Origin of the sequence: Citrobacter sp. wls757 (genome assembly GCF_005280935.1) — a bacterium.
Lineage (GTDB): Bacteria > Pseudomonadota > Gammaproteobacteria > Enterobacterales > Enterobacteriaceae > Citrobacter > Citrobacter portucalensis.
The window spans coordinates 240,895-262,312 of record NZ_SZWU01000015.1 but is presented as its reverse complement, the minus strand read 5'-3'; the positions used below and the strand labels follow the sequence as shown (position 1 = coordinate 262,312).

At 51.6% G+C, this 21,418-nt stretch carries 19 protein-coding genes; 5 read left to right on the top strand and 14 right to left on the bottom strand.

Annotated elements, in window-relative coordinates; translation table 11 throughout:
• Positions 1–43 precede the first annotated feature (43 nt).
• The 8 genes from allB to allA all read right to left on the bottom strand — a co-directional run bounded on the left by allB (position 44) and on the right by allA (position 9,370).
• Positions 44–1,405, bottom strand: coding sequence for an allantoinase AllB (gene allB / locus FDW94_RS03070; RefSeq protein ID WP_137377111.1), 1,362 nt, complete (start codon positions 1,403–1,405; stop codon positions 44–46).
• 74 nt (positions 1,406–1,479) lie between these two features.
• Positions 1,480–2,940: a putative allantoin permease gene (locus tag FDW94_RS03065; protein ID WP_137377110.1), complete on the bottom strand. Its 1,461-nt coding sequence runs from the start codon at positions 2,938–2,940 to the stop codon at positions 1,480–1,482.
• Between the two features lie 97 nt (positions 2,941–3,037).
• Complete coding sequence (locus FDW94_RS03060) at positions 3,038–4,288, bottom strand: MFS transporter (protein WP_153753632.1); 1,251 nt, start codon at positions 4,286–4,288, stop codon at positions 3,038–3,040.
• 68 nt (positions 4,289–4,356) lie between these two features.
• The gene (gene glxR / locus FDW94_RS03055) at positions 4,357–5,235 is read right to left on the bottom strand and encodes a 2-hydroxy-3-oxopropionate reductase (RefSeq protein WP_137377108.1); all 879 of its coding nucleotides are present in this window, start codon (positions 5,233–5,235) and stop codon (positions 4,357–4,359) included.
• Between the two features lie 100 nt (positions 5,236–5,335).
• Complete coding sequence (gene hyi, locus FDW94_RS03050; RefSeq protein WP_137377107.1) at positions 5,336–6,112, bottom strand: hydroxypyruvate isomerase; 777 nt, start codon at positions 6,110–6,112, stop codon at positions 5,336–5,338.
• Between the two features lie 12 nt (positions 6,113–6,124).
• Positions 6,125–7,906 carry a glyoxylate carboligase gene (gcl, locus tag FDW94_RS03045; RefSeq protein ID WP_128317156.1) on the bottom strand — a complete coding sequence of 594 codons (1,782 nt, stop codon included), beginning with the start codon at positions 7,904–7,906 and terminating at the stop codon, positions 6,125–6,127.
• Between the two features lie 84 nt (positions 7,907–7,990).
• Positions 7,991–8,809: an HTH-type transcriptional repressor AllR gene (allR, locus tag FDW94_RS03040; protein ID WP_032934542.1), complete on the bottom strand. Its 819-nt coding sequence runs from the start codon at positions 8,807–8,809 to the stop codon at positions 7,991–7,993.
• Positions 8,810–8,887: 78 nt separating this feature from the next.
• The gene (gene allA, locus FDW94_RS03035) at positions 8,888–9,370 is read right to left on the bottom strand and encodes an ureidoglycolate lyase (protein WP_032934541.1); all 483 of its coding nucleotides are present in this window, start codon (positions 9,368–9,370) and stop codon (positions 8,888–8,890) included.
• A gap of 227 nt (positions 9,371–9,597) precedes the next feature.
• On the opposite strand from allA, the gene allS reads away from it, so the two are divergent.
• Positions 9,598–10,524 carry an HTH-type transcriptional activator AllS gene (gene allS / locus FDW94_RS03030; protein WP_137377106.1) on the top strand — a complete coding sequence of 309 codons (927 nt, stop codon included), beginning with the start codon at positions 9,598–9,600 and terminating at the stop codon, positions 10,522–10,524.
• A gap of 69 nt (positions 10,525–10,593) precedes the next feature.
• Positions 10,594–11,688, top strand: a complete 1,095-nt coding sequence (gene mnmH / locus FDW94_RS03025) for a tRNA 2-selenouridine(34) synthase MnmH (RefSeq protein ID WP_137377105.1) — start codon at positions 10,594–10,596, stop codon at positions 11,686–11,688.
• Here the strand turns inward: mnmH and FDW94_RS03020 are convergent, their stop codons facing one another.
• The 6 genes from FDW94_RS03020 to ybbA form a co-directional block, all read right to left on the bottom strand.
• The gene (locus FDW94_RS03020) at positions 11,689–12,348 is read right to left on the bottom strand and encodes a methionine ABC transporter permease (RefSeq protein ID WP_003831085.1); all 660 of its coding nucleotides are present in this window, start codon (positions 12,346–12,348) and stop codon (positions 11,689–11,691) included. It lies immediately after the preceding gene.
• A complete protein-coding gene (gene sfbB, locus FDW94_RS03015; RefSeq protein ID WP_032942581.1) occupies positions 12,341–13,357 on the bottom strand; it encodes a virulence-associated ABC transporter ATP-binding protein SfbB in 1,017 nt (338 codons plus the stop codon). Before sfbB ends, FDW94_RS03020 begins: the two co-directional genes overlap by 8 nt.
• 63 nt (positions 13,358–13,420) lie before the next feature.
• Positions 13,421–14,251, bottom strand: a complete 831-nt coding sequence (locus FDW94_RS03010) for a MetQ/NlpA family ABC transporter substrate-binding protein (protein ID WP_003831083.1) — start codon at positions 14,249–14,251, stop codon at positions 13,421–13,423.
• A 261-nt stretch (positions 14,252–14,512) separates the two neighbouring features.
• On the bottom strand, positions 14,513–15,646 hold the full coding sequence (locus FDW94_RS03005) for a porin (protein ID WP_008783995.1): 1,134 nt from the start codon (positions 15,644–15,646) through the stop codon (positions 14,513–14,515).
• Between the two features lie 186 nt (positions 15,647–15,832).
• Complete coding sequence (gene ybbP, locus FDW94_RS03000; RefSeq protein ID WP_137377104.1) at positions 15,833–18,247, bottom strand: putative ABC transporter permease subunit YbbP; 2,415 nt, start codon at positions 18,245–18,247, stop codon at positions 15,833–15,835.
• Positions 18,244–18,930, bottom strand: coding sequence for a putative ABC transporter ATP-binding protein YbbA (gene ybbA / locus FDW94_RS02995; protein ID WP_008783992.1), 687 nt, complete (start codon positions 18,928–18,930; stop codon positions 18,244–18,246). The genes ybbP and ybbA overlap by 4 nt, the downstream gene beginning before the upstream one ends.
• On the opposite strand from ybbA, the gene tesA reads away from it, so the two are divergent.
• The 3 genes from tesA (at position 18,898) to FDW94_RS02980 (ending at position 21,362) form a co-directional block, all read left to right on the top strand.
• Positions 18,898–19,515 carry a multifunctional acyl-CoA thioesterase I/protease I/lysophospholipase L1 gene (gene tesA, locus FDW94_RS02990; protein ID WP_212734171.1) on the top strand — a complete coding sequence of 206 codons (618 nt, stop codon included), beginning with the start codon at positions 18,898–18,900 and terminating at the stop codon, positions 19,513–19,515. The two genes, ybbA and tesA, sit on opposite strands and share 33 nt — an antisense overlap.
• Positions 19,516–19,678: 163 nt before the next feature.
• Positions 19,679–20,449, top strand: coding sequence for an SDR family oxidoreductase (locus FDW94_RS02985; protein ID WP_044699402.1), 771 nt, complete (start codon positions 19,679–19,681; stop codon positions 20,447–20,449).
• Position 20,450: 1 nt separating this feature from the next.
• On the top strand, positions 20,451–21,362 hold the full coding sequence (locus FDW94_RS02980; protein WP_075552827.1) for a co-chaperone YbbN: 912 nt from the start codon (positions 20,451–20,453) through the stop codon (positions 21,360–21,362).
• Positions 21,363–21,418: the final 56 nt, after the last annotated feature.

Below are 21,418 nucleotides of genomic sequence, written 5' to 3'. Positions count from 1 at the left end.
TAGAGAATGCCCGCCAGCATGACGGGCATTAATTCACATCACATTATTGTTGATGTTTAAGGATAAATTGACCTTTTGGCGATACAGGGAAACCCTGCTCGATGTCATAAATAACATCACCACGCAGAATGGTTTTCGTAATGCGCGCGCCAATTGTACGGCCAACATACGGGCTGACTTTATGGCGATATTCCAGATCTTCATTTTTCAGAACGTATTTGCTGTCCGGCTGAATAAAGACGAAGTCAGCATCTTTACCCGGGGCGATACGTCCTTTCTGCTTCAGACCAAAAATATCTGCAGCATTGGTTGCCATCAATTTTGCAAACAGCGGCAGTGACATACCGCGTTTTTGCACGGCTTCATCAAACATAACGTCCATGCAGCTTTGCAGTCCGGCAATACCGCCCCACGCCTGCATGATATTTCCGCCCTTCATTTCTGGAGGACATGGAGAGTGGTCGGATACCAGGCAGTCAATCTCACCGTTAAACAATTTTTCCCACATACCTTGCTGGTTCTGCAGATCGCGGATCGGCGGAGAGCATTTTGCCAGGGTGCCAATCTCTTCAAACTGATCGGTATCCAGCACGAAATAATGTGGACAAGATTCGCAGGTCACATCCTGACCTTCCTGACGAGCGCGGGTCACTTCTTCCACACCTTCCGGGCTACTAATGTGGCAAACGTGCAAGCGACAACCGGCGACTTTTGCCAGATACAACACGCGACGAATAGCTTCCACCTCGGTAAATACCGGACGTGAGGCCACATAATCATGCGCCGTCACGCGGCCTTCGCGTTTAGCTTCCTCGCCAAGCTCATCGCAGATGAGCGCATTTTCGCAATGCACCAGTACCGTCTGTCCCATTTCAGCCAGCTTCTGCGCGCCTTTGTAGAACTGCCAGTCGTTAACATCACGGAAATCATTATCGATACCGCGGTCACCGCAGGTGGCAACAAAGCATTTGAAGCCGACAACACCGACCTCATCCAGCTCGTGTAAGCGATCGAGGTTATAAGAGACCAGACCGCCAAGCTGCGCAGCATCGATGGTCAACTTGCCTTTTGCCGCATCAAATTTCAGTTCAATGGTTTCACGATCCACCGTCGCTGGCAGTTGGTTGAGAGGCATTTCGATCATCGTGGTGATACCGCCTTTTGCCGCGGCACGCGTTCCGGTCTCATAGCCTTCCCAGTGCGTACGGCCCGGCTCAGAGATATGGGTATGCGCATCAACCATGCCCGGTGAAACCACCAGACCCGTCGCATCCATGACCTGCTTTGCCTCCCCCAGGTTCTCGCCAATGGCGGCGATTTTTCCTGCCTGTACGGCAATATCAACAATACGAGCTTCATTTTCTAAAATAACAGTACCGTTCTTAATAATTAAATCAAAAGACATAACAAACTCCTTGTATGGATACAGATAGTTTTTATAAATAACGCACTTTTAATAAAATGCGCTTACTGATTACATCACATCTGGCCTGTAACTTTTTGTACGCCAGCTGGCTGCGCACCCGTTCTTTTTTTCAGTAAGGCATATGCCACGAAAGCGACAATAACCCCAACAAACCACGACACTCGCGATAAAGGCTCAAGGAATGGAATAAACTTGCCACCCAGTGAAAGAATTACGGCAACTAACGTTACGGAAAATGCTGTCAGGTTAAACCCGTTATCATAATATTGGTAATCACCGCTCGCGGTATATAATTCATCAAGATTGATTTGGCCACGCATAACCACAAAGTAGTGAGCTAACATAACTCCAATAACAGGGCCAAGCATCCCACCAATGATATCGAGAAACAGATAAATACTGTTCTGATTCTCCATTAACTTCCACGGACAAATTAGCAAACTAATAATACTGGCGATCAATACACCGTTTTTATACGTTAATTTAGTCGGTGCAATAGCGGCAATCTGATAACCCGCCGGGATAATATTACCCGTAGCGTTTGTTGAGATAGTTGTCATCAGAATAACCAGTACCGCGAAGAATGAGGCGAACAGACTGTCCCAACGCTGTACGATATCCAGCACATTCCAGGTATCCATTCCGTAATGAATACTAGCACCGGCGATAATGCACACGCTGGCAACAGCAAATAATACATATGCGACTATAAGTCCTAGTGTTTGACCCAACGCCTGTTCACGGAATGAATGGGCGTTTTGCGTGAAGTCGGATGCACTTACCGCCGGAGCAGCCCATACAGCAACGACTGCGTTGATGACGACAAGGAACAAGAATCCGCTGTTCCCCGCTTTTTGCACCCCACTGGGAATGTAGTCGAGAATCGGTCCAATCCCTACCAACGATATCGCCCAAATGGCCATCCCGCCAAATACAATATAAATACAGGGATTGAGGATTGCGGTGAATTTATTTAATACTTTACCACCACCAAAACCAATACCGACGTTGATAAGCCAAAAAATAAGAAATGTGATTAACCCCGGCAGAGATAACCCTAGTAATGTAAAGTCACCACCCAACGTTAAAAAACCTGGCCATATTTTGCCAATCAGAATTAGAAATGCCAGCGATCCGGCATAGCATTGCAGTCCGAACCACATAATTGCGGCAATCCCCCCTCTCAACAGTCCCGGGAAGAGCGCTCCGCGTACACCATACGATCCACGGAGAATCATTGCAAAAGGTACGCCGTATTTGCTTCCGGCGGCACCGTTCATTACCATGACTAACGCAATAAACAATGCACTAATAATAATAGCCAGCATAATACTGAATGTGGAAAGCCCAAGAATAAAGAACCCTCCAACCATAACGTAATTAGGTACGTTATGCACAGAACCCATCCATAAAGTAAAATAGTTGAATGTTTTCCAGTTTCTTTGTGCTGCCGTTTTTGGTAATAAGTCGTCACTATAACCACGTTGTTGGTATAGATCTCTTTGATGTTCCATAAATCCCTCTTGTCACGTATCGGATAACGTTGTAATGGGTTTAGCTATGCGGAACAAAAACAATAAAGAAAATAATACAACTAATTTTTATTATATTTTAAGCTGAAGCAATAATAGGTGTTGCTTTCTTTTTATATAGCGCAACGCCAGCAAAAATAAGCGTTCCGGTAACAACCAGACAAGCGGAGATGACAAAGCTTATCTCTTTTGAGCCCGTTAAATCAGAAATAAATCCGGTTAATGTTGGTGCGATAACCGCTGAACTCATACCAAAAAAGTTAAACAGGCTGAATGCTCTGCCCAGCGTTTTCGACGATGCCTGCTCAGAGACAAAGGAGATCAGAATCGGATCCACCGCCATTTTGCCGAGTAAACCGTACAGAGTCAGGCTGACCATCAGCATCGTGGTATTTGGTGATAACACTGTAAATACCAGCATGGCTGCGGCCATAATTTCCAGTCCAAGAATAACTTTGACTTTGCTGTTGCGAAACTTATCGGACAGATGGCTAAAGAACAATGCGCCAGGGACACCCACTACAGCAACCAGCGCCGAGGCCACTCCAATTGCACCACCGTCAAACCCTCTTTCAGTTTGCAGATAAGACGGAAGCCAGGTCACGATCAGGTAATAACCATAGCAAGTGCAGAAATAGAGGAAGTACACGCTGCACAACAGACCCGAAAACAGCGGCGGATTCTTCTCTTCAGTCGTCGTTACCGTCTGCGCTTTCTGATCTGACGCAGTGGTTTCGCTTTTTGCCTTGCCACGGATAACCAATGTAAACACGCACAGCATCACAACCAGCACAGCGGCAACAAGGAACAGAACGTTTTGCCAGGCCATACTCATGCTTTTTACCAGCACGCTGGAACCAATTAAACCTATCCCCATCCCAATCGCTGAGCCGCTATTAATAATAGCGTTTGCCAGTGCACGACGAGCCTGCGGGACATTTGCCGAAGAAAGTGAATACGCTGAACTAAAGAAAGAGGCACAGCCCGCTCCAGCCATCAGCGAACCAGCATAGATCATCGCCAGTCCTGTGGCTTTCGCGATACAAAGCGTGCCAATAATAAAGAGCGTAAACCCACACATCAGCATAATTTTCTGGCCGAGCTTATCGACCAAAATTCCGCAGGGAATCTGCATGCTGCAATAGGCGAAGAAATAAAAGCTGGCAATGGCGCCAATTTCAGCATTGCTGACATTACCCAGGGATGCCTGAATCTCAGGATAAATTGGAGTCAATACGGTGCGATAAATCCATATCGCAACCCAACCCAGACTCATTACGACGACGATCTTCTTCCAGTATTCAATACCGGATTTATTCTTTTCACTCATGACATGCACCTTTCCAAAGTGTGCCTTATTAAAATGTATCGCTGCAAAGATCACAGCGATACTAACGATCATGACAATTTGTGGTTTGCCATTAATTCCAGAGCCTGAACCATTGCCGAGTGATCCAACTGGCTACCACCATTCGCTGCACAGGTGTTAAATAATTCCTGACAGGTTGCCGTATTAGGTAAATTCAGTGAAAGCGCCTTTGCACTTTGCAATGCCAGATTGAGATCTTTTTGATGCAGTGCGATTTTGAAGCCGGGGTCAAAGGTGCGTTTAATCATGCGCTCACCATGAACTTCCAGAATACGAGAAGAGGCAAACCCACCCATTAGGGCCTGGCGCACGCGAACCGGATCTGCCCCCGCTTTTGAGGCAAATACCAGCGCTTCAGAAACAGCTTCAATATTTAAGGCAACGATAATTTGGTTAGCCACTTTGCAGGTTTGGCCATCACCATTACCACCTACCAGAGTGATATTCTTACCCAGAATATCAAACAGCGGTTTGACCCGTTCAAATACCTCTGGCTCACCGCCAACCATAATAGACAAGGTACCTTCGCGAGCGCCAATTTCCCCACCAGAGACTGGCGCATCCAGATAGTCACCGCCCAGTTCATTAACCTGCTTAGCAAAACGTTTGGTTTCGATAGGAGAAATAGAACTCATATCGACAATTGTTTTTCCCTGCAATGAGGTTTTAGCGCAGCCGTGCTCGCCAAAAAGCACTTCTTCGACCTGCGGCGTGTCCGGAACCATTATGAAGATAATATCTGCAAAATCAGTTACCTGACGTGCATTTTCAACATTTACCGCGCCTAATGACAGCAGTTCTTCCGCTACTGGACCAATGGTCGTCACATGTAGCTGATGTCCGGCGCGAGCCAGATTAATCGCCATTGGCGATCCCATAATACCCAGGCCAATAAATCCCAGTTTCATTTTTAACCTCTTATATATCTGCCGGTTTTCCCGAATTCAGGCAACACAAACCCCTTCCAACAAAGTGGAAAAAATAGCGATACCTGAAATTCCTTACAAATTATCGATATTGATTAATCCACGTTAATCCCGCTTCGGTGGTGGTCAGCGGTTTATATTCACAACCAACCCAGCCGTCATAACCTGATTTATCGATAAACTTAAAAATAAAGTCATAATTAATTTCCCCGGTCCCTGGTTCTCCGCGACGAGGGTTATCTGCAATTTGCAAATGACCTATTTTATTTGCCCATGTGGTCATAGTTTGTGTTAACTCTCCCTCCATGCGCTGCATGTGATAAATGTCATACTGAATCTTGATATTATTGCAGCCGACGCTGTCAATTAACGCCAGAGCCTGATGAGTTCCGGTAAGATGGAAACCCGGTATATCAAAATGGTTGATCGGCTCAATCAGCAATAAAATATCTTCTTTTGCTAACATATTTGCCGCATAGCGCAGGTTTTCCACCAGCGTCTGCTGGATCTGTTCGGCAGAAAACCCCGTAGGTGTTTTACCCACCAGGCAATTAATTTTCTTATTGCCAAGTCCTTTCGCATAACGAACCGCCGCTGCCACACCGTCACGAAATTCGTCTTCGCGACCTGGAATACAGGCGATACCACGTTCACCCGCAGCCCAGTCTCCGGCAGGAAGATTATGCAGCGTATGTTCCAGTTGGTTGCTTTGCAGCTTTTCTTTTAATACATCAATGTCGTAATCGTAGGGAAACATGAACTCTACGCCACGAAAGCCCGATTGTGCCGCTTTATCAAAGCGCTCAAGGAAACTGTATTCCAGAAACAGCATGGAAAGATTGGCTGAGAAACGTAACATTTGTCACTCCCTCTATTCGTATTTCATAAAACAGGTTTCGGTTGGCGCATCGGTAGCACCGTCTGCAATCTCTTCAAACTCGGTAACATTATCCAGTTCGCTACCCATAGAGATATTCGTCACACGTTCAAGGATCACTTCGACAACAACCGGAACGCGATACTGCGCCATCAGAGCTTTGGCTTGTTCAAACGCCGGAGCAAGCTCTTCAGGTTTAAATACGCGAATGGCTTTACAGCCTAACCCCTCAGCCACTTTGACGTGATCGACACCGTAGCCGTTTACTTCGCTGGAGTTGATGTTTTCGAACGCCAGTTGCACGCAGTAATCCATATCAAACGCGCGCTGCGACTGGCGAATCAACCCCAGGTAGGCGTTGTTGACCAGCACATGGATGTAAGGAATGTTGAATTGCGCACCCACTGCCAGTTCTTCAATCAGGAATTGGAAGTCAAAATCCCCTGAAATCCCGACAACATTGCGCGAAGGATCGGCAACACAAACCCCTAATGCCGCCGGCAGCGTCCAGCCAAGAGGGCCAGCCTGACCGCAGTTGATCCAGTGACGGTCTTTAAATACATGCAGCATTTGCGCAGCGGCAATTTGCGATAACCCGATGGTGGTGACGTAGCAAACATCACGACCAAAGGCTTTATTCATTTCTTCATACACACGCTGCGGTTTAACCGGAACATTGTCAAAGTGGGTTTTACGCAGTAGCGTCCGCTTACGCTGCTGACATTCATCAACCCAGGTATTCCGGCAAGGCAAACGTCCGGCTTTCTGCATCTCCTGAGCAACGTCAATCAGCAAAGTCAGCGCGGCTTTGGCGTCGGAAACGATACCTAAATCCGGGCAAAGAACGCGGCCAATTTGCGTCGGCTCAATATCGATATGAATGATTTTGCGCCCTTCAGTATATTTTGCGACGGAGCCGGTGTGTCGGTTAGCAAAGCGGTTACCAATACCGAACACCATATCGGAAGCCAGCAACGTGGCGTTTCCGTAACGATGCGCCGTTTGTAATCCCACCATTCCAGCCATTAACTCATGATCGTCCGGGATACATCCCCAGCCCATCAGCGTAGGAATTACCGGTACGTTGGTTAGTTCAGCAAAGCGTTGCAGCAGTTCGCAAGCATCCGCATTAATCACCCCACCTCCAGCTACGATGACCGGACGCTCAGACTGAATCAGCATTTCCAGCGCTTTCTCAATCTGTTTGCGGCTGGCAGCAGGTTTGTACACCGGTAGAGGCTCATACATTTCTGGATCGAATTCGATTTCTTCAACCTGAATATCAAAAGGTAAATCGATCAACACCGGGCCAGGACGACCAGAGCGCATAACATGGAATGCCTGCTGTAAAACCCGAGGAAGCAGCGCCGCTTCACGCACCGTTACCGCCATTTTGCTAACTGGTTTGGCAATAGACTCAATATCAACAGCCTGAAAATCTTCCTTATGCAAGCGGGCGCGAGGGGCCTGGCCAGTGATGCATAAAATAGGAATAGAATCGGCAGAAGCGGAATACAGTGCGGTGATCATGTCCGTGCCTGCCGGGCCGGAAGTGCCAAGGCAGACACCAATGTTACCTGCCGTTGCACGCGTGTAGCCTTCCGCCATATGGGAAGCACCTTCAACGTGGCGAGCCAGAATGTGACGGATGCCTCCGTGCTTACGCATTGCGGAATAGAACGGGTTAATTGCGGCTCCAGGGACCCCAAATGCGGTGGTGATACCTTCTTTTTCCAGCACATACATTGCCGCGTCAACAGCTCTCATTTTTGCCATTTTCTTTCTACCTCTATTTATTGGAAAAACTTTCCAACTTTAAAAAAATCCAAAAAAGTCCCGCTCCTCTGAGCGGGTTACGACTTACGCTACGGGGGCTTTTAAGCCAAGCGCCGTACTGATATCTCGTGCGGTATCCCGTACCAGTTCCCCCTGACTGATAAAACGATCTTCCGTCAGTCTGGATGCTGGCCCCGAAATAGAGATGGCAGCGACGACACTGCCTGCATCGTCATAGATAGCCGAAGCGATGCAATTCAATCCAATAACATGCTCTTCGTGATCGACGATATAGCCATTCTCGCGCGCCAGTTCCAGATTGCGCAGCAGAGTCGGAAAGTCTACCAACGTGGTCGGCGTAAATTGCTGCAAACCCGTTTTCACGACGATGTCCATTAGCTCTTCTTCCATCAACGGATAAAGCAGTGCTTTTCCCGCACCAGAAGCATGTAGCGGCATACGACTACCCAAAGGTGCGCACATTCTGACCATCGATTTGCACTCCTTCTGACCAATCAACACCGCTTCGGTACCATTGCGAATCGCGACATTAACCGTTTCGCCCGACAGCAGCATTAATCGGTGCATAAACGGTCCGGCTACCGACAGAACATCGCGATTATGAATATACGCGGAGCCTACGTTGAATACGCCTAACCCGATGTGCCACCAGCCTAATTGGCTGTCCTGATAAACAAAATCAGCAGCCTGTAAAACCTTTAACAGGCGAAAAGTCGTGGAGAGCGGCAAATCCAGACTGCCGGAAATATCGCTCACCGACGAACTGCCTCCACTTCTTTCGAGATACTGCAAAATTGCAATGCCTCTCTCAAGCGCCTGAGCGCCCTTTTGCGCGACCGGCTCCGCCTGTCCTGGCCTGCCACGCCGTCTTACTTCCGTCACCACTGCATTTACTCCGGCCCAAAATATGAGCATAAACAATGAACAATATGTTCATATTAAGCAAGAAGGCCGATAGCGTCACGCAAAACAGAGTTCATGAGCAGGGATACTTTCAACATCACAATTATCGCTACCACCACGATCCACGGTCAGAAAATCGGTCACGGTTTGCCAGGCGAACAGCGGGTGATGCCAGACGTTTCGGTGGTAATTCACACCCTGTTGGCCATTGGTGATAAAAGCTTTTAAGGTGGAAAGATCGGGTTTGTCCTCGCCGAGCGCGACAATCACCACAAACGCCTCACCCTTCATGGGCATAAATGCCTGGGTGCCTAGCGGGTGGCGCTCCAGTTCATGCACAACAATCGGCATAGCCGCTGGTTGCGCGCGATTAATACTGATGAGCGTACGATCCTGCTCCAGGACCTCGACATTGGCCAGGTCGTGATAACGTTCAACGAGCCCATCATTGATATGAAAAAAATCACGTTTATGAGTTTCTATGACATCGCCATAGGCGCTGAACGTGTGCTGATTTAACGGTAATACCTCAAGTTTCATCATCATTTCCTCGTAACTGAATTCCGCTGAACCGCAGTCAGAACACGTGGCGGTTTCAATACCATGCAATCTAAAACCTTCGTGATTTAACATCAACACAAAAATTGGAAAATTTTTCCAAAACTAGATTTAGACCACAATTTAAACAAGGCCATTATGCAAAAATACTTATAAATCAGAGAACAAGAAATCAGGCTTGTAGAAGATCATTGAGGGAGTAGCTGACGATGTTTGACCCGGAAACACTGCGTACCTTTATCGGCGTCGCCGAAACGGGAAGTTTCTCCAAGGCGGCGGACCGCTTGTGTAAAACCACAGCCACCATCAGCTACCGTATTAAACTTCTGGAAGAAAATACCGGCGTCGCGCTGTTCTTTCGCACCACCCGAAGCGTGACGTTAACCGCCGCCGGTTCTCATCTCCTTTCTCAGGCAAAAGACTGGCTCGCCTGGCTGGACAGCATGCCCAGCGAGTTGCAACAAGTGAACGACGGAGTAGAGCGCCAGGTGAATATTGTGGTCAACAATCTGCTGTACAGCCCTGAAGCCGTCGCTCGCCTGTTATCCTGGCTTAACGCACGCTACCCCTTTACTCAGTTTCACTTTTCCCGGCAGATTTATATGGGCGTGTGGGATTCTCTGCTGTACGAAGGATTTTCACTGGCTATCGGCGTCACCGGCACTGAACCAATGGCAAACACCTTTACCCTCGATCCTTTGGGTTCTGTTCAGTGGCGATTTGTTATGTCGGCGGATCATCCGCTGGCAAACATCAGCGGTCCATTAACGGAAGCGCAACTGCGCCGTTTCCCGGCTATCAACATTGAAGACAGTGCGCGGACCCTGACCAAACGGGTCGCATGGCGTCTTCCAGGTCAAAAAGAGATAATCGTCCCCGACATGGAAACCAAGCTTGCAGCGCATCTTGCGGGGGTGGGTATCGGCTTCGTTCCGCAGCCGCTCTGCCAGCCGCTGCTGGATAGCGGGCAACTGGTTAGTAGCATCATCCCGACCATGCGTCCCCCCTCTCCCTTAAGCCTCGCATGGCATAAGTTTGGCGCAGGTAAAGCAGTTGACGATATTGTGACGCTGTTTACCCAGCGAAAACCGGAAATTGCCGGATTTTTGGCAATTTTCAACAATGCACGCGATTGAAAATCAAGTCATCCTCTCATTTGGCGCGTAAAATAGTACGCAGGATGATTTGAGGTTTCGTTTTTTACTATGCAAGACACACAAACAATACAAGACTACCGCGCAATTTTGCTTGCCGGTACGCCTTTAATCGATGTACGCGCCCCCGTGGAATTTCAGCAGGGCGCAATGCCGGGCGCAATCAACCTTCCCTTAATGAACGATGACGAACGTGCCGCCGTTGGGACCTGTTATAAACGTCAGGGACCCGAAGCCGCCCTCGCGCTCGGCCATCAACTGGTCTCGGGTGAGACCCGCCAACAGAGAATGCGGGCCTGGCAGGACGCCTGCCGTCAAAATCCTGCGGGCTATTTATGCTGCGCGCGCGGCGGTCAGCGTTCGCATATTGTGCAGCAGTGGCTGCATGAGTCCGGCATTGACTATCCGTTGATTAAAGGCGGTTACAAAGCCCTGCGCCAGGCAGTGATACATCTGACTGAAGAATTAGTGCAAAAGCCGATCGTCTTAATTGGCGGCTGTACCGGGAACGGTAAAACGCAACTGGTGCAACAGCAGCCAAACGGTGTGGATCTCGAAGGTCTGGCGCACCATCGCGGCTCCTCGTTTGGGCGCACCGTTGAACCTCAATTGAGTCAGGCGAGTTTTGAAAACCTGCTGGCGGTTGAAATGCTCAAAACCGATAGCCGTCAGGATTTACGTCTGTGGGTACTGGAAGATGAAGGCCGCATGATCGGGGCTAATCATCTGCCAGAATGCCTGCGCGAGCGCATGACCCTGGCATCAATTGCGGTGGTGGACGATCCTTTTGAGCGTCGTCTGGAGCGACTACGCGAAGAGTATTTCGTGAAGATGCACCACGATTTTACCCACGCTTATGGCGAGAGCCAGGGCTGGCAGGAGTACAGCGAGTATCTGCACCACGGCCTGTTTGCTATACGCCGTCGTCTGGGTTTACAACGTTTTGCCGAGCTGACCACCCTGCTCGACGAGGCTCTGCGCGAACAGCAGGCAACGGGCAGCACCGACGCCCATATGGGCTGGCTGGTACCGTTGCTCAATGAGTATTACGACCCGATGTATCGCTATCAGCTGGAAAAGAAAGCCGCGAAAATCGTCTTTCGCGGCACATGGCAGGACGTTGCCGAGTGGCTTAACGCACAGTGATCAGTGTCTGTCGCGCTTATCTGCGCGTTTTGCCAGCCAGTCACCCAGCACCTGAACGACCTGCACCAAAATAATCAACGCCACCACGGTGACGATCATGACCTGGGTTTCGTAGCGGTAATAACCAAAGCGAATCGCCAGGTCGCCGACTCCACCGCCGCCAACGATCCCGGCCATCGCGGAGTATCCGATCAGACTCACCAGCGTTATCGTCAACCCACGCAGCAGACCCGCGCTCGCTTCAGGTAACAGAACGGTGCAGATGATGCGCATCGGGCTGGCACCAAACGCTTCCGCCGCTTCAATAATCCCTTTATCGACTTCACGTAGCGCGCTATCAACCAGACGGGCATAGAAGGCGATTGCCGCCACTGAGAGCGGGACCGACGCCGCAATCGGGCCAATGGTATTCCCGAGCAAAAACTGGGTTAGCGGCAGCAGCAGGACCAGCAGGATCACAAACGGTACCGAACGAATGATATTCACCAGCACGGAGCTGAGCAGATACACAAAACGGTTTTGCCAGAATAAATGCCGGTCGGTGACGAAAATCAGAAAACCGAGCGGCAGACCACCAATAATTGCCAGCACCGTAGAGATGCTCAGCATCTGGAAGGTTTCATTAAACGCCAGCGTCAAATCCGGCAATAAATCATCCACGAATCACCTCCACCTGTGCAGTACGTTGACGAATATGTTCCACGGCGACTTCCACCGCTGAAGGGTTATGCGGCGCGGTCAGTTGCACGACCAGAATCCCCAGCGCACGTTCGCCAATATATTCAATTTTGCCGTGCAGAATGTTCACCGCCACGCCAAATTTAACCGCGACTTCTGACAACACCGGCTGTTCCGCCGAATCGCCGATGAACAGAATTTTTAGCAACTGACCAGGCAGATGCTGGCGCAGACGCTCGGGCAGCGTCAAATTGAGGGTATGCGACACCAACTGCTGCGTGAACGCGTGCTGCGGGTGAGCAAAAACGTCAAACACCTCACCAGACTCCACCACCTTGCCGCCAGACATTACCGCCACGCGATCGCAAATCGATTTGATCACGTTCATCTCGTGAGTGATCAGCACGATCGTGATCCCCAACTGTTGGTTGATCTGCTTAAGCAACGCCAGAATCGTGGCTGAGGTTTCGAGGTCCAGCGCCGAGGTAGGTTCATCACACAGCAGCACATCCGGGTGATTGGCAATCGCGCGGGCAATACCCACACGCTGCTTTTGCCCACCGCTGAGCTGAACCGGAAAGCGGTTCGCCTTGTCTGACAGCCCCACCAGCGCCAGGATTTCGCTCACGCGCGGGCCAATTTTACTGCGCTCCCATCCGGCAGCCTTCAGACTAAAGGCGACGTTTTGCGCCACGGTACGGGTATGCATCAGGTTAAAATGTTGAAAAATCATACCGATACGCTGACGGGCTTTACGTAGATGCCCCCCTTCCAGCGCGGAAATTTCTACGCCGTTCACCTTCACGCTTCCCTGGCTCGGACGCGTTAAGGCGTTCAGGGTGCGCAGCAGCGTACTTTTCCCCGCGCCGCTGGTCCCGACAATGCCAAATATCTCACCTGCGCCAATGCGCAAGCTAACGTCATCAACCGCCCGGGTTGATGGTCCACGGCCTGCGCTAAAATCCACGCAAACTTTCTCAATCTCAATCATAGCCACCTCAGAAATGCGAAAAGGGCAGTCGTCGCTGCCCCTGTTAACCCTTGTGCGCAGCGATTATTGGGCTGTCGACATCCATTCCGGTTTCTGGAAGGCGCTGTAGATATTTTGCGGATCGTCGATCACCGCGCGATACGCCGGAGATTTCACCGCCTCAACAATATCTTTTGCGAACGGTTTATCCGCATCTTCACTGCGTACCGCGATGATATTTTTCAGATTTTCGTCCAGGTGTTCCTGCTTGATGGCGCTGGCGAGATCCATTTTTGCCGCCACGGCAAAGTTACCGTTGACCAGCGCACCGGTCACACCGTCCAGCGTACGCGGCAGTTGTGCCGCTTCCAGCGGTTTAAACACCAGCCCTTTGGGATTGCTGGCGATATCGCGCTCGGAGGCTTTAGTTGGATCAATATTGTCTTTGATGGTGATAAGGCCAATAGACTGCAGGAAACGCAGACCGCGAGCCAGGTTGGTGGGATCGTTGGAGAGCGTGATCACATCTCCTTTTTTCAACTCATCCAGGCTTTTGATTTTATGTGAGTAAAACCCCATCCCGGCCGTCGGGACCACAATCAGCTTGCTCAGCTTCAGGCCTTTATCGGCAGTGAATTTGTCAAAATAGAGCGAATGCTGGAACAGGTTAGCATCAATGCTACCGTTGGAGAGCGCCATGTTTGGCTGCACGTAATCGCTGAATTCGCGCACCACTACCTTATAGCCTTTCTCTTTCAGCGTGGGGGCAATGGCCTGTTTCACCATATCGCCGTATGGCCCAGGCGCGACGCCAAACACAATTGTGTGCGGGTCACTGTTCGCATGAGCAAACTGTAATCCACAGGCCAGTAACAGCGCCCCGGTCGCGACGCGTAAACTCTGACGCAATCCCATATTCTCTCCATTTTAACGTTGTGGTGTCATGTCTCACGCCGTTCTTGCGACGTTGTTCTTGTTGGCCCGTTAACAGGCTGATTGTTAACATGACACAGATCACAACCTGCTGTCCTTGAAATTATTTCATGATGTTGCGGAGTATGTTTTTAAATGAAAGAAGGTATGAAAAAGCCGGATGTCGGCACAAGTGCCTTATCCGGCCTACAACAGCTTTCTTAGGCCCGATAAGCGCAAGCGTATCGGGCGGCAGGCGTTCGATTAGAAGTCGTAACGCAGACGAACCAGGTTCATGTCACCCAGATTGTCGGTGCTGGAGGTAAAGACGTGTTCGTAGTCAACACGGAAACCGTAATCCAGCTGGAAGCTGATCCCCACGCCGTTGTCGGTACGCAGGTAGTTACGGCCATTCACGTACTCAATACGGTCGCCCATAAAGTACGGCTGAACGGATTTCAGCGCATATTGACCCACCGGGAAGGTGTAACCGGCGAAGTATTCCAGACCCCAGGCGTCACCGGCAAAGTAGTCGTTAACAGAGACTTTTTTGGTGGTCATGAAGTTTTGATACCAACCGCCGCCCATCGAGAAGGTCCAGTTGTCCGGTTTCCAGCTCAGCGCGGTACCGACGATGTTTTGATCGTAGGTTTTGCTGGTGTTGCCACGCATTTCCGCGCGAGTGTAGTTCCACGCCGTACCCCAGGTCAGGTCATCGGTAATGTGATAATCCACACCCAGTGAGCCGCCGCCTTTACGCTTGTAGCGCAGACCGTTGTTCGGGTTGTAATCATCACTGAACAGATAAGAGGCGTAGAGATCCACATCACCAACGGTATTCTTATACTTCAGTGATTTACGCGTACGATAGGAACCATCATAGTCGCCATTAATACCGTTACCTGGCGCCTGACCGATCATGTCATAGTCCCAGATATCCGTTTTCGCACCGACTACATCATAGTAAATGCTGTTCTGTTGACCAAAGGTCAGCGTACCCCAGGTTGCACTCTTCAGACCGGTGTACAGCATACGACGCGTGGTATCGTTGGCACCGTCAGCGTAGTGGTTATCCCAGTTGAACATTGCCGGGAAGTTAACGCCCAGCTCGTAGTAGCTCACCCAACTGATATCATCAAACAGATAGTAGTCAGCGGCGAAGCGGAAACGTGTACCGCCATCGAAGCCATTACGTTTGTAGCCATTCTTACCATCGTCACCGGCCATATTCTGGAACTGCGGACGAATACTTCCGCCGACGGTGAAGTTAAGACGGCTCAGCGGGTTGCCCGCCTGCGGATCTTGTTTCAGGACCGTGATTTCCGCCTGTGAAGCGAAAGTCGTTAATGCCACTGCTGCGCCGATCGATACCGCCAGCGCTGTTTTTTTTATAGTCATTATTTATACCTTGATAGATAGCCCGCCAATTATTCAGCACACAAATATTAACGTTTATTAATACTCTCGTGTTGTTGGGTTTTTATTGTTCTGTGCTGTTAAATATCAAGGAGTTATCAATTTGTGCTACATAGAAAAAAAGACGCACCGATTTTAAAACCGGTGCGTAATCATCACGAATATGAATTAACTACTGAACTGACGGAACAGCGCTTTACCTTTTAGCAGACGTGAACCGAGCCATCCGCCGCATAAAGAGAGCAGCAATGCTCCACTAAATGGTAATACTACCCACAGTCGCCAGTCTGGCTCCCACGGGAAATCAAACACTTTGGTTTGCAGTACCGCCAACGCTGTTTCCGCACCGATGGCCGCCACCAGTCCGGCAACCATCCCGAGCATGGCGAACTCGCACCACAGCGTGGTACGCAGCAGCTTCTTACCTGCTCCCAGCGTGCGCCAGACCACCAACTCCTGATGACGCTGACGCATCCCGACCTGGACCTGCGCCAATAGCAGCAGCATGCCACAGGCGGTGACCAGTACCACCATCACCTCCAGTGCGCGGCTCACCTGATCCAGCACCTGGCTCACCTGTTTGAGGATGGCGCCAATATCCAGCAGGCTGATGGTCGGGAATTCGCGGTTAAGCTGCGTTAGCATGCCGTTGCCGTTCTCCCAGCGAAAGCTGGTTAACCAGCTTTGCGGCTGAGCATCCAGCGCGCCGGAGGGGAAGATAAAGAAGAAGTTGGGCCGCAAGCTTTCCCAGTCCACTTTACGCAGACTGCTGACCGTGGCGCTGAAATCCTGGGTATCGCCCATAAAAGTCACCCGATCGCCGAGTTTGACGTTCAGCCGTTTCGCTAACCCCTCTTCCATCGACACTTCGCCCGCTTTTGGCGGCCAGCTTCCGGCGGTTATCGGGTTATGATCCGGTCGGGTATCCTGCCAGGTCAGGTTAAGCTCGCGGTTCAGCGCCTCATCCTGATTGCCTTCGGTCGGCTTCTCATTGATAGCCGTCAGACGCGCCCGCACAATCGGATAGAACGATTCCGGGATCACCTGATGCTCGGACAGGAAAGCCTTCAGCGGAACCACCTGCTCGGTGGCAATGTTGATCAGATAATAGTTCGGACTTTCCGGCGGCATTTGCTGCTGCCAGCGGTCGAGCAGATCGCCGCGCAGCACCAGTAACAACGCCAGCAGCATAAAGGAAAGCGAAAATGCCGATAGCTGGCTGAGCGTTGACCACGGCTGGCGTAACAGTCGACTGACCGCCAAACGCAGCGGCAGTGAGGAGAGCGTCAGACCACGCAGCACGTTGAGCAGCATCCAGCCGAGCACCCCGCACAACAGCGCCAGTACCACCGCACCAGCCAGTACCGCCCACAGCAGTGGACTTCCGCCCATCAGTCCAGCAAGCAGTGCAATCACGACTATCACGACCACTGGCAAATAAAACTTCAGGGGCCAGACGTTTGCCACCACGTCACGGCGCAGCACCCGCAGCGGCTGCGTTGCCAGCAGCAGGCGGTAAGGGCGTAACCCCACCAATAGCGAAATCACCGTCATGGTGCCTAGTGCCCATAACCACGGCCAGGGGCTGGCAGGCGGTAGTTCTCCAGGCAGAACCGGCTTGAGCAGCAGCACCAGCACGCGCTCGAATAACAGTCCGAACAGCCCGCCGGTCACGCCAGACAGCGCCAGCACCATTAGCCATTGACCAACAATCAGCCTGCGCAGTTGCGCTCTGCCCGCACCGAGCGTTTTCAGAATAGCCACCAGATCGTAACGGCTGCGGCAATAATGGCTCATAGCCACGGCAACCGCGGCGACCGCCAGCAACAGCGTTAACAGCGCCGAAAGCAGCAAGAACTGTTGCGAACGCTCAAGTGATTTCCCCAGCGCCCCTTCATCCTGCTCCAGCCCATACCAGCGCTGTTCAGGCTTTAACTGTGGCAGCAGCCACTTTTCATAGGCTTCCAGTTGCGATGGCGTCCCGCCAAATTTATAGCGCCAGGTCACGCGGCTTCCCGGCTGGACCGCCGCCGTTTTTTCGACATCCGCCATGTTCATCATCAGACGCGGTGCTATCTGGAACGGATTAAAACCAGAGTCCGGCTCCTGCACCACCTCCCCGGCAATACGCAGCGTGGCATCGCCAACGTCGATGGAATCACCGACTTTTAAGTTGAGTAGCGCCATCAGACGTGGGGCCAGCAGAACCGAGCCCGGCTGCGGTTTCAGTCCCGGCGGGTTGGTTTGCAGTGTGCCGTACATCGGATACACATTATCTACCGCTTTGACGTTCGCCAGCTGCGGCGTATCCCGGGCAAAAGTCATGGTGGCAAAGGTGAGCTGTTCGCCCACCTTCAGGCCACGCTGTCGCGCCTCGTCAATCCACGCTTTCGGCACGGTACGCGAACTTTGTAACGACCGATCGCCCGCCATAAACTCACGGCTTTGCTGGCTCAGCCCTTTTTCCATACGATCGCTGATATTGCCCAGCGCCAGCACACAGGCTACCGCCAGGCTCAGCGCCAGCCAGACAATCAGTAGTGAAGGCGAGCGCCATTCGCGCCAGAACCAGCGTGCAATCATGCCTCCTCCTGCAACTGTCCATTCACCAGACGTAAGCGCCTGTCGCAACGCGCCGCCAACTGCGGGTCATGCGTCACCAGAATCAGGGTGGTGCCGTGTTCCCGGTTCAGAGAAAACAACAGGTCGGCTATTTTGTCTCCGGTCTGGCGATCGAGGTTGCCCGTTGGTTCATCGGCAAACAGCACGTCAGGGCGACCGTTAAACGCTCGCGCCAGCGCCACGCGCTGCTGCTCCCCGCCGGAAAGCTGGGCCGGAAGATGATCAAGACGTTTTCCCAGTCCCAGTTGTTCCAACAGCGTTTTTGCCCCGTCACGACTTTTTCCGCTATTTTCGCCGCGCAACAGCGCGGGCAGTTCGACGTTTTCCAGCGCGTTGAGGGTCGGAATTAACATGAATGACTGGAAGACAAAACCCACGTGCCGCGCCCGCAGTTGCGCCCGGGCTTCTTCGTCCATGGTGTGCAGCGCCTGCCCCACCAGGCTGACTTCACCGCTGGTGCCATCGTCAAGCCCGGCGAGAATCGCCAGCAGCGTGGATTTCCCCGATCCCGACTCGCCAATCAACGCAATGGTCTCGGCGCGTTTGACAACCAGTTCAACTCCGGTAAGGATGGATAGCTCATGATCACCCTGACCGACGGATTTCTTAAGATGATGAACTTCAACAATGTTTTCCGCTGGCATTGGCCTTTCCTGTTCCTGGTCCTGTTAACTTTCCGCGCCGCCGCAGCGGACACGTTATTAATTCTGGGTGACAGCCTGAGCGCCGGATACCGAATGTCCGCCAGCGCCGCGTGGCCTGCGCTACTTAATGATAAATGGCAAACCAAAACGCCGGTGGTGAATGCCAGCATTAGCGGCGACACCTCGCAGCAAGGTCTGGCCCGTCTGCCTGCATTACTCAAGCAGCACCAGCCGCGCTGGGTGCTGGTCGAACTTGGCGGCAACGACGGCCTGCGCGGCTTCGCACCTGCGCAAACCGAACAAACCCTGCGAACAATTTTGCAGGACGTGAAAGCGGCAAATGCCGAACCACTGCTGATGCAAATTCGTCTGCCGGCAAACTACGGTCGCCGTTATAATGAAACCTTTAGCGCGATTTATCCAAAGCTCGCCAAAGAGTTTGATATTCCTCTGCTGCCATTTTTCATGGAAGAGGTTTATCTGAAACCCCAGTGGATGCAGAATGATGGTATCCATCCTAACCGTGACGCCCAGCCGTTTATCGCCGACTGGATGGCGCAACATCTCACCCCTTTTCTATCCTAAATAATTCGAGTTGTATGAAGGCGGCAAGTGAGAGAGTTCCCAGGAGCATAGATAACTATGTGACTGGGGTGAGCGAGCGTAGCCAACGCGCAGACAACTTGAAGTATGACGGATATAGTAAATCACGACTCGTAATTCAACGGAGATCCTGACAGGTAAAGTTATGCAAAAATCGGTCTTAATAACAGGATGTTCCAGCGGAATCGGCCTGGAAAGCGCGCTTGAGCTAAAGCGCCAGGGTTTTCAAATTCTGGCAGGCTGTCGCAAACCTGACGATGTCGCGCGTATGAACAGCATGGGATTCACTGGCGTGTTGCTGGATCTGGATTCACCCGAAAGCGTGGATCGTGCCGCCGATGAAGTGATCGCCCTGACCGATAATCGTTTATATGGGATCTTTAACAACGCCGGATACGGTGTCTATGGTCCCCTGCCCACCATCAGCCGTGAACAGATGGAACAGCAGTTTTCCGCCAACTTCTTTGGCGCACATCAGCTTACCATGCGCCTGTTACCTGCCATGTTACCCCACGGCGAAGGGCGCATCGTGATGACCTCCTCGGTAATGGGATTGATCTCAACGCCGGGACGCGGCGCCTATGCCGCCAGCAAATATGCACTGGAAGCCTGGTCCGACGCACTGCGTATGGAACTGCGCCACAGCGGGATTAAGATCAGCCTGATTGAACCTGGCCCCATCCGTACCCGCTTTACCGAAAACGTCAACCAGACCCAGAGCGATGCTCCCGTTGAAAATCCCGGCATTGCCGCGCGTTTTACGCTGGGACCAGAAGCGGTTGTCGCCAAAGTGCGTCATGCGTTTGAGAGCGATAAACCAAAGCTACGTTATCCGGTTACGCTGGTGACCTGGGCAGTGATGCTGCTTAAACGCCTGTTGCCTGGCCGCATAATGGACAAAATTTTACAGGGTTGAGTTGAAGCTCGCGCGTCAGCCCCCATGTAACAAGAAATCGACAAAAGAGAGTAACTCCATGTCCACACAGAATATTGTTAACATTAACGAATCGAACCTACAGCAGACCCTTGAACAGTCGATGACCACGCCGGTCCTGTTCTATTTTTGGTCTGAGCGCAGCCAGCATTGTCTGCAATTAACGCCGGTACTGGAGAGCCTTGCCGCCCAGTATAACGGTCAGTTTATTCTCGCTAAGCTGGACTGCGACGCCGAGCAGATGATCGCCTCCCAGTTTGGTCTGCGCGCGATCCCTACGGTTTATCTGTTCCAGAACGGCCAGCCGGTAGATGGATTCCAGGGCCCGCAACCGGAAGAGGTTATTCGCGCGCTGCTGGAGAAAGTGCTGCCGAGCGAAGAAGAGCTGAAAGCACGCCAGGCTATCGAATTCATCGAAGCCGGTAATCACGCGGATGCGCTGCCGCTGCTGAAAGAAGCCTGGCAGATCTCCAACCAGAGCAGCGAAATCGGTCTGCTGCTGGCGGAAACGCAAATCGCCCTGAACCGTTCTGATGAAGCCGAAGCGGTACTGAAAACCATTCCGTTGCAGGATCAGGACACCCGCTATCAAGGGCTGATCGCACAGATCGAACTGCTGAAGCAGGCCGCTGATACGCCGGAAATCCAACAGTTGCAACAGCAGGTCGCCAGCAATCCACAGGATGCGGCGCTGGCAACGCAGTTGGCTATTCAATTGCACCAGGTCGGGCGCAACGAGGAATCGCTGGAATTACTGTTCAGCCACCTGAAGAAAGATCTTACGGCTGCCGATGGTCAGGCACGTAAGACCTTCCAGGAGATCCTTGCCGCATTAGGAACCGGCGATGCGCTGGCTTCCAAATACCGTCGTCAGCTGTACGCGCTGCTGTACTAATTGGTTCATCATGCCCGATGGCGCTACGCTTATCGGGCCTACAAACACAACCAACA

Excerpts from the sequence above, each read along its gene's own strand:
- allB (WP_137377111.1), bottom strand. The coding sequence starts at position 1,405 with ATGTCTTTTGATTTAATTATTAAGAACGGTACTGTTATTTTAGAAAAT.
- FDW94_RS03065 (WP_137377110.1), bottom strand. The coding sequence starts at position 2,940 with ATGGAACATCAAAGAGATCTATACCAACAACGTGGTTATAGTGACGAC.
- FDW94_RS03060 (WP_153753632.1), bottom strand. The coding sequence starts at position 4,288 with ATGAGTGAAAAGAATAAATCCGGTATTGAATACTGGAAGAAGATCGTC.
- glxR (WP_137377108.1), bottom strand. The coding sequence starts at position 5,235 with ATGAAACTGGGATTTATTGGCCTGGGTATTATGGGATCGCCAATGGCG.
- hyi (WP_137377107.1), bottom strand. The coding sequence starts at position 6,112 with ATGTTACGTTTCTCAGCCAATCTTTCCATGCTGTTTCTGGAATACAGT.
- gcl (WP_128317156.1), bottom strand. The coding sequence starts at position 7,906 with ATGGCAAAAATGAGAGCTGTTGACGCGGCAATGTATGTGCTGGAAAAA.
- allA (WP_032934541.1), bottom strand. The coding sequence starts at position 9,370 with ATGAAACTTGAGGTATTACCGTTAAATCAGCACACGTTCAGCGCCTAT.
- allS (WP_137377106.1), top strand. The coding sequence starts at position 9,598 with ATGTTTGACCCGGAAACACTGCGTACCTTTATCGGCGTCGCCGAAACG.
- mnmH (WP_137377105.1), top strand. The coding sequence starts at position 10,594 with ATGCAAGACACACAAACAATACAAGACTACCGCGCAATTTTGCTTGCC.
- sfbB (WP_032942581.1), bottom strand. The coding sequence starts at position 13,357 with ATGATTGAGATTGAGAAAGTTTGCGTGGATTTTAGCGCAGGCCGTGGA.
- FDW94_RS03010 (WP_003831083.1), bottom strand. The coding sequence starts at position 14,251 with ATGGGATTGCGTCAGAGTTTACGCGTCGCGACCGGGGCGCTGTTACTG.
- FDW94_RS03005 (WP_008783995.1), bottom strand. The coding sequence starts at position 15,646 with ATGACTATAAAAAAAACAGCGCTGGCGGTATCGATCGGCGCAGCAGTG.
- ybbP (WP_137377104.1), bottom strand. The coding sequence starts at position 18,247 with ATGATTGCACGCTGGTTCTGGCGCGAATGGCGCTCGCCTTCACTACTG.
- tesA (WP_212734171.1), top strand. The coding sequence starts at position 18,898 with ATGATGAACTTCAACAATGTTTTCCGCTGGCATTGGCCTTTCCTGTTC.
- ybbA (WP_008783992.1), bottom strand. The coding sequence starts at position 18,930 with ATGCCAGCGGAAAACATTGTTGAAGTTCATCATCTTAAGAAATCCGTC.
- FDW94_RS02985 (WP_044699402.1), top strand. The coding sequence starts at position 19,679 with ATGCAAAAATCGGTCTTAATAACAGGATGTTCCAGCGGAATCGGCCTG.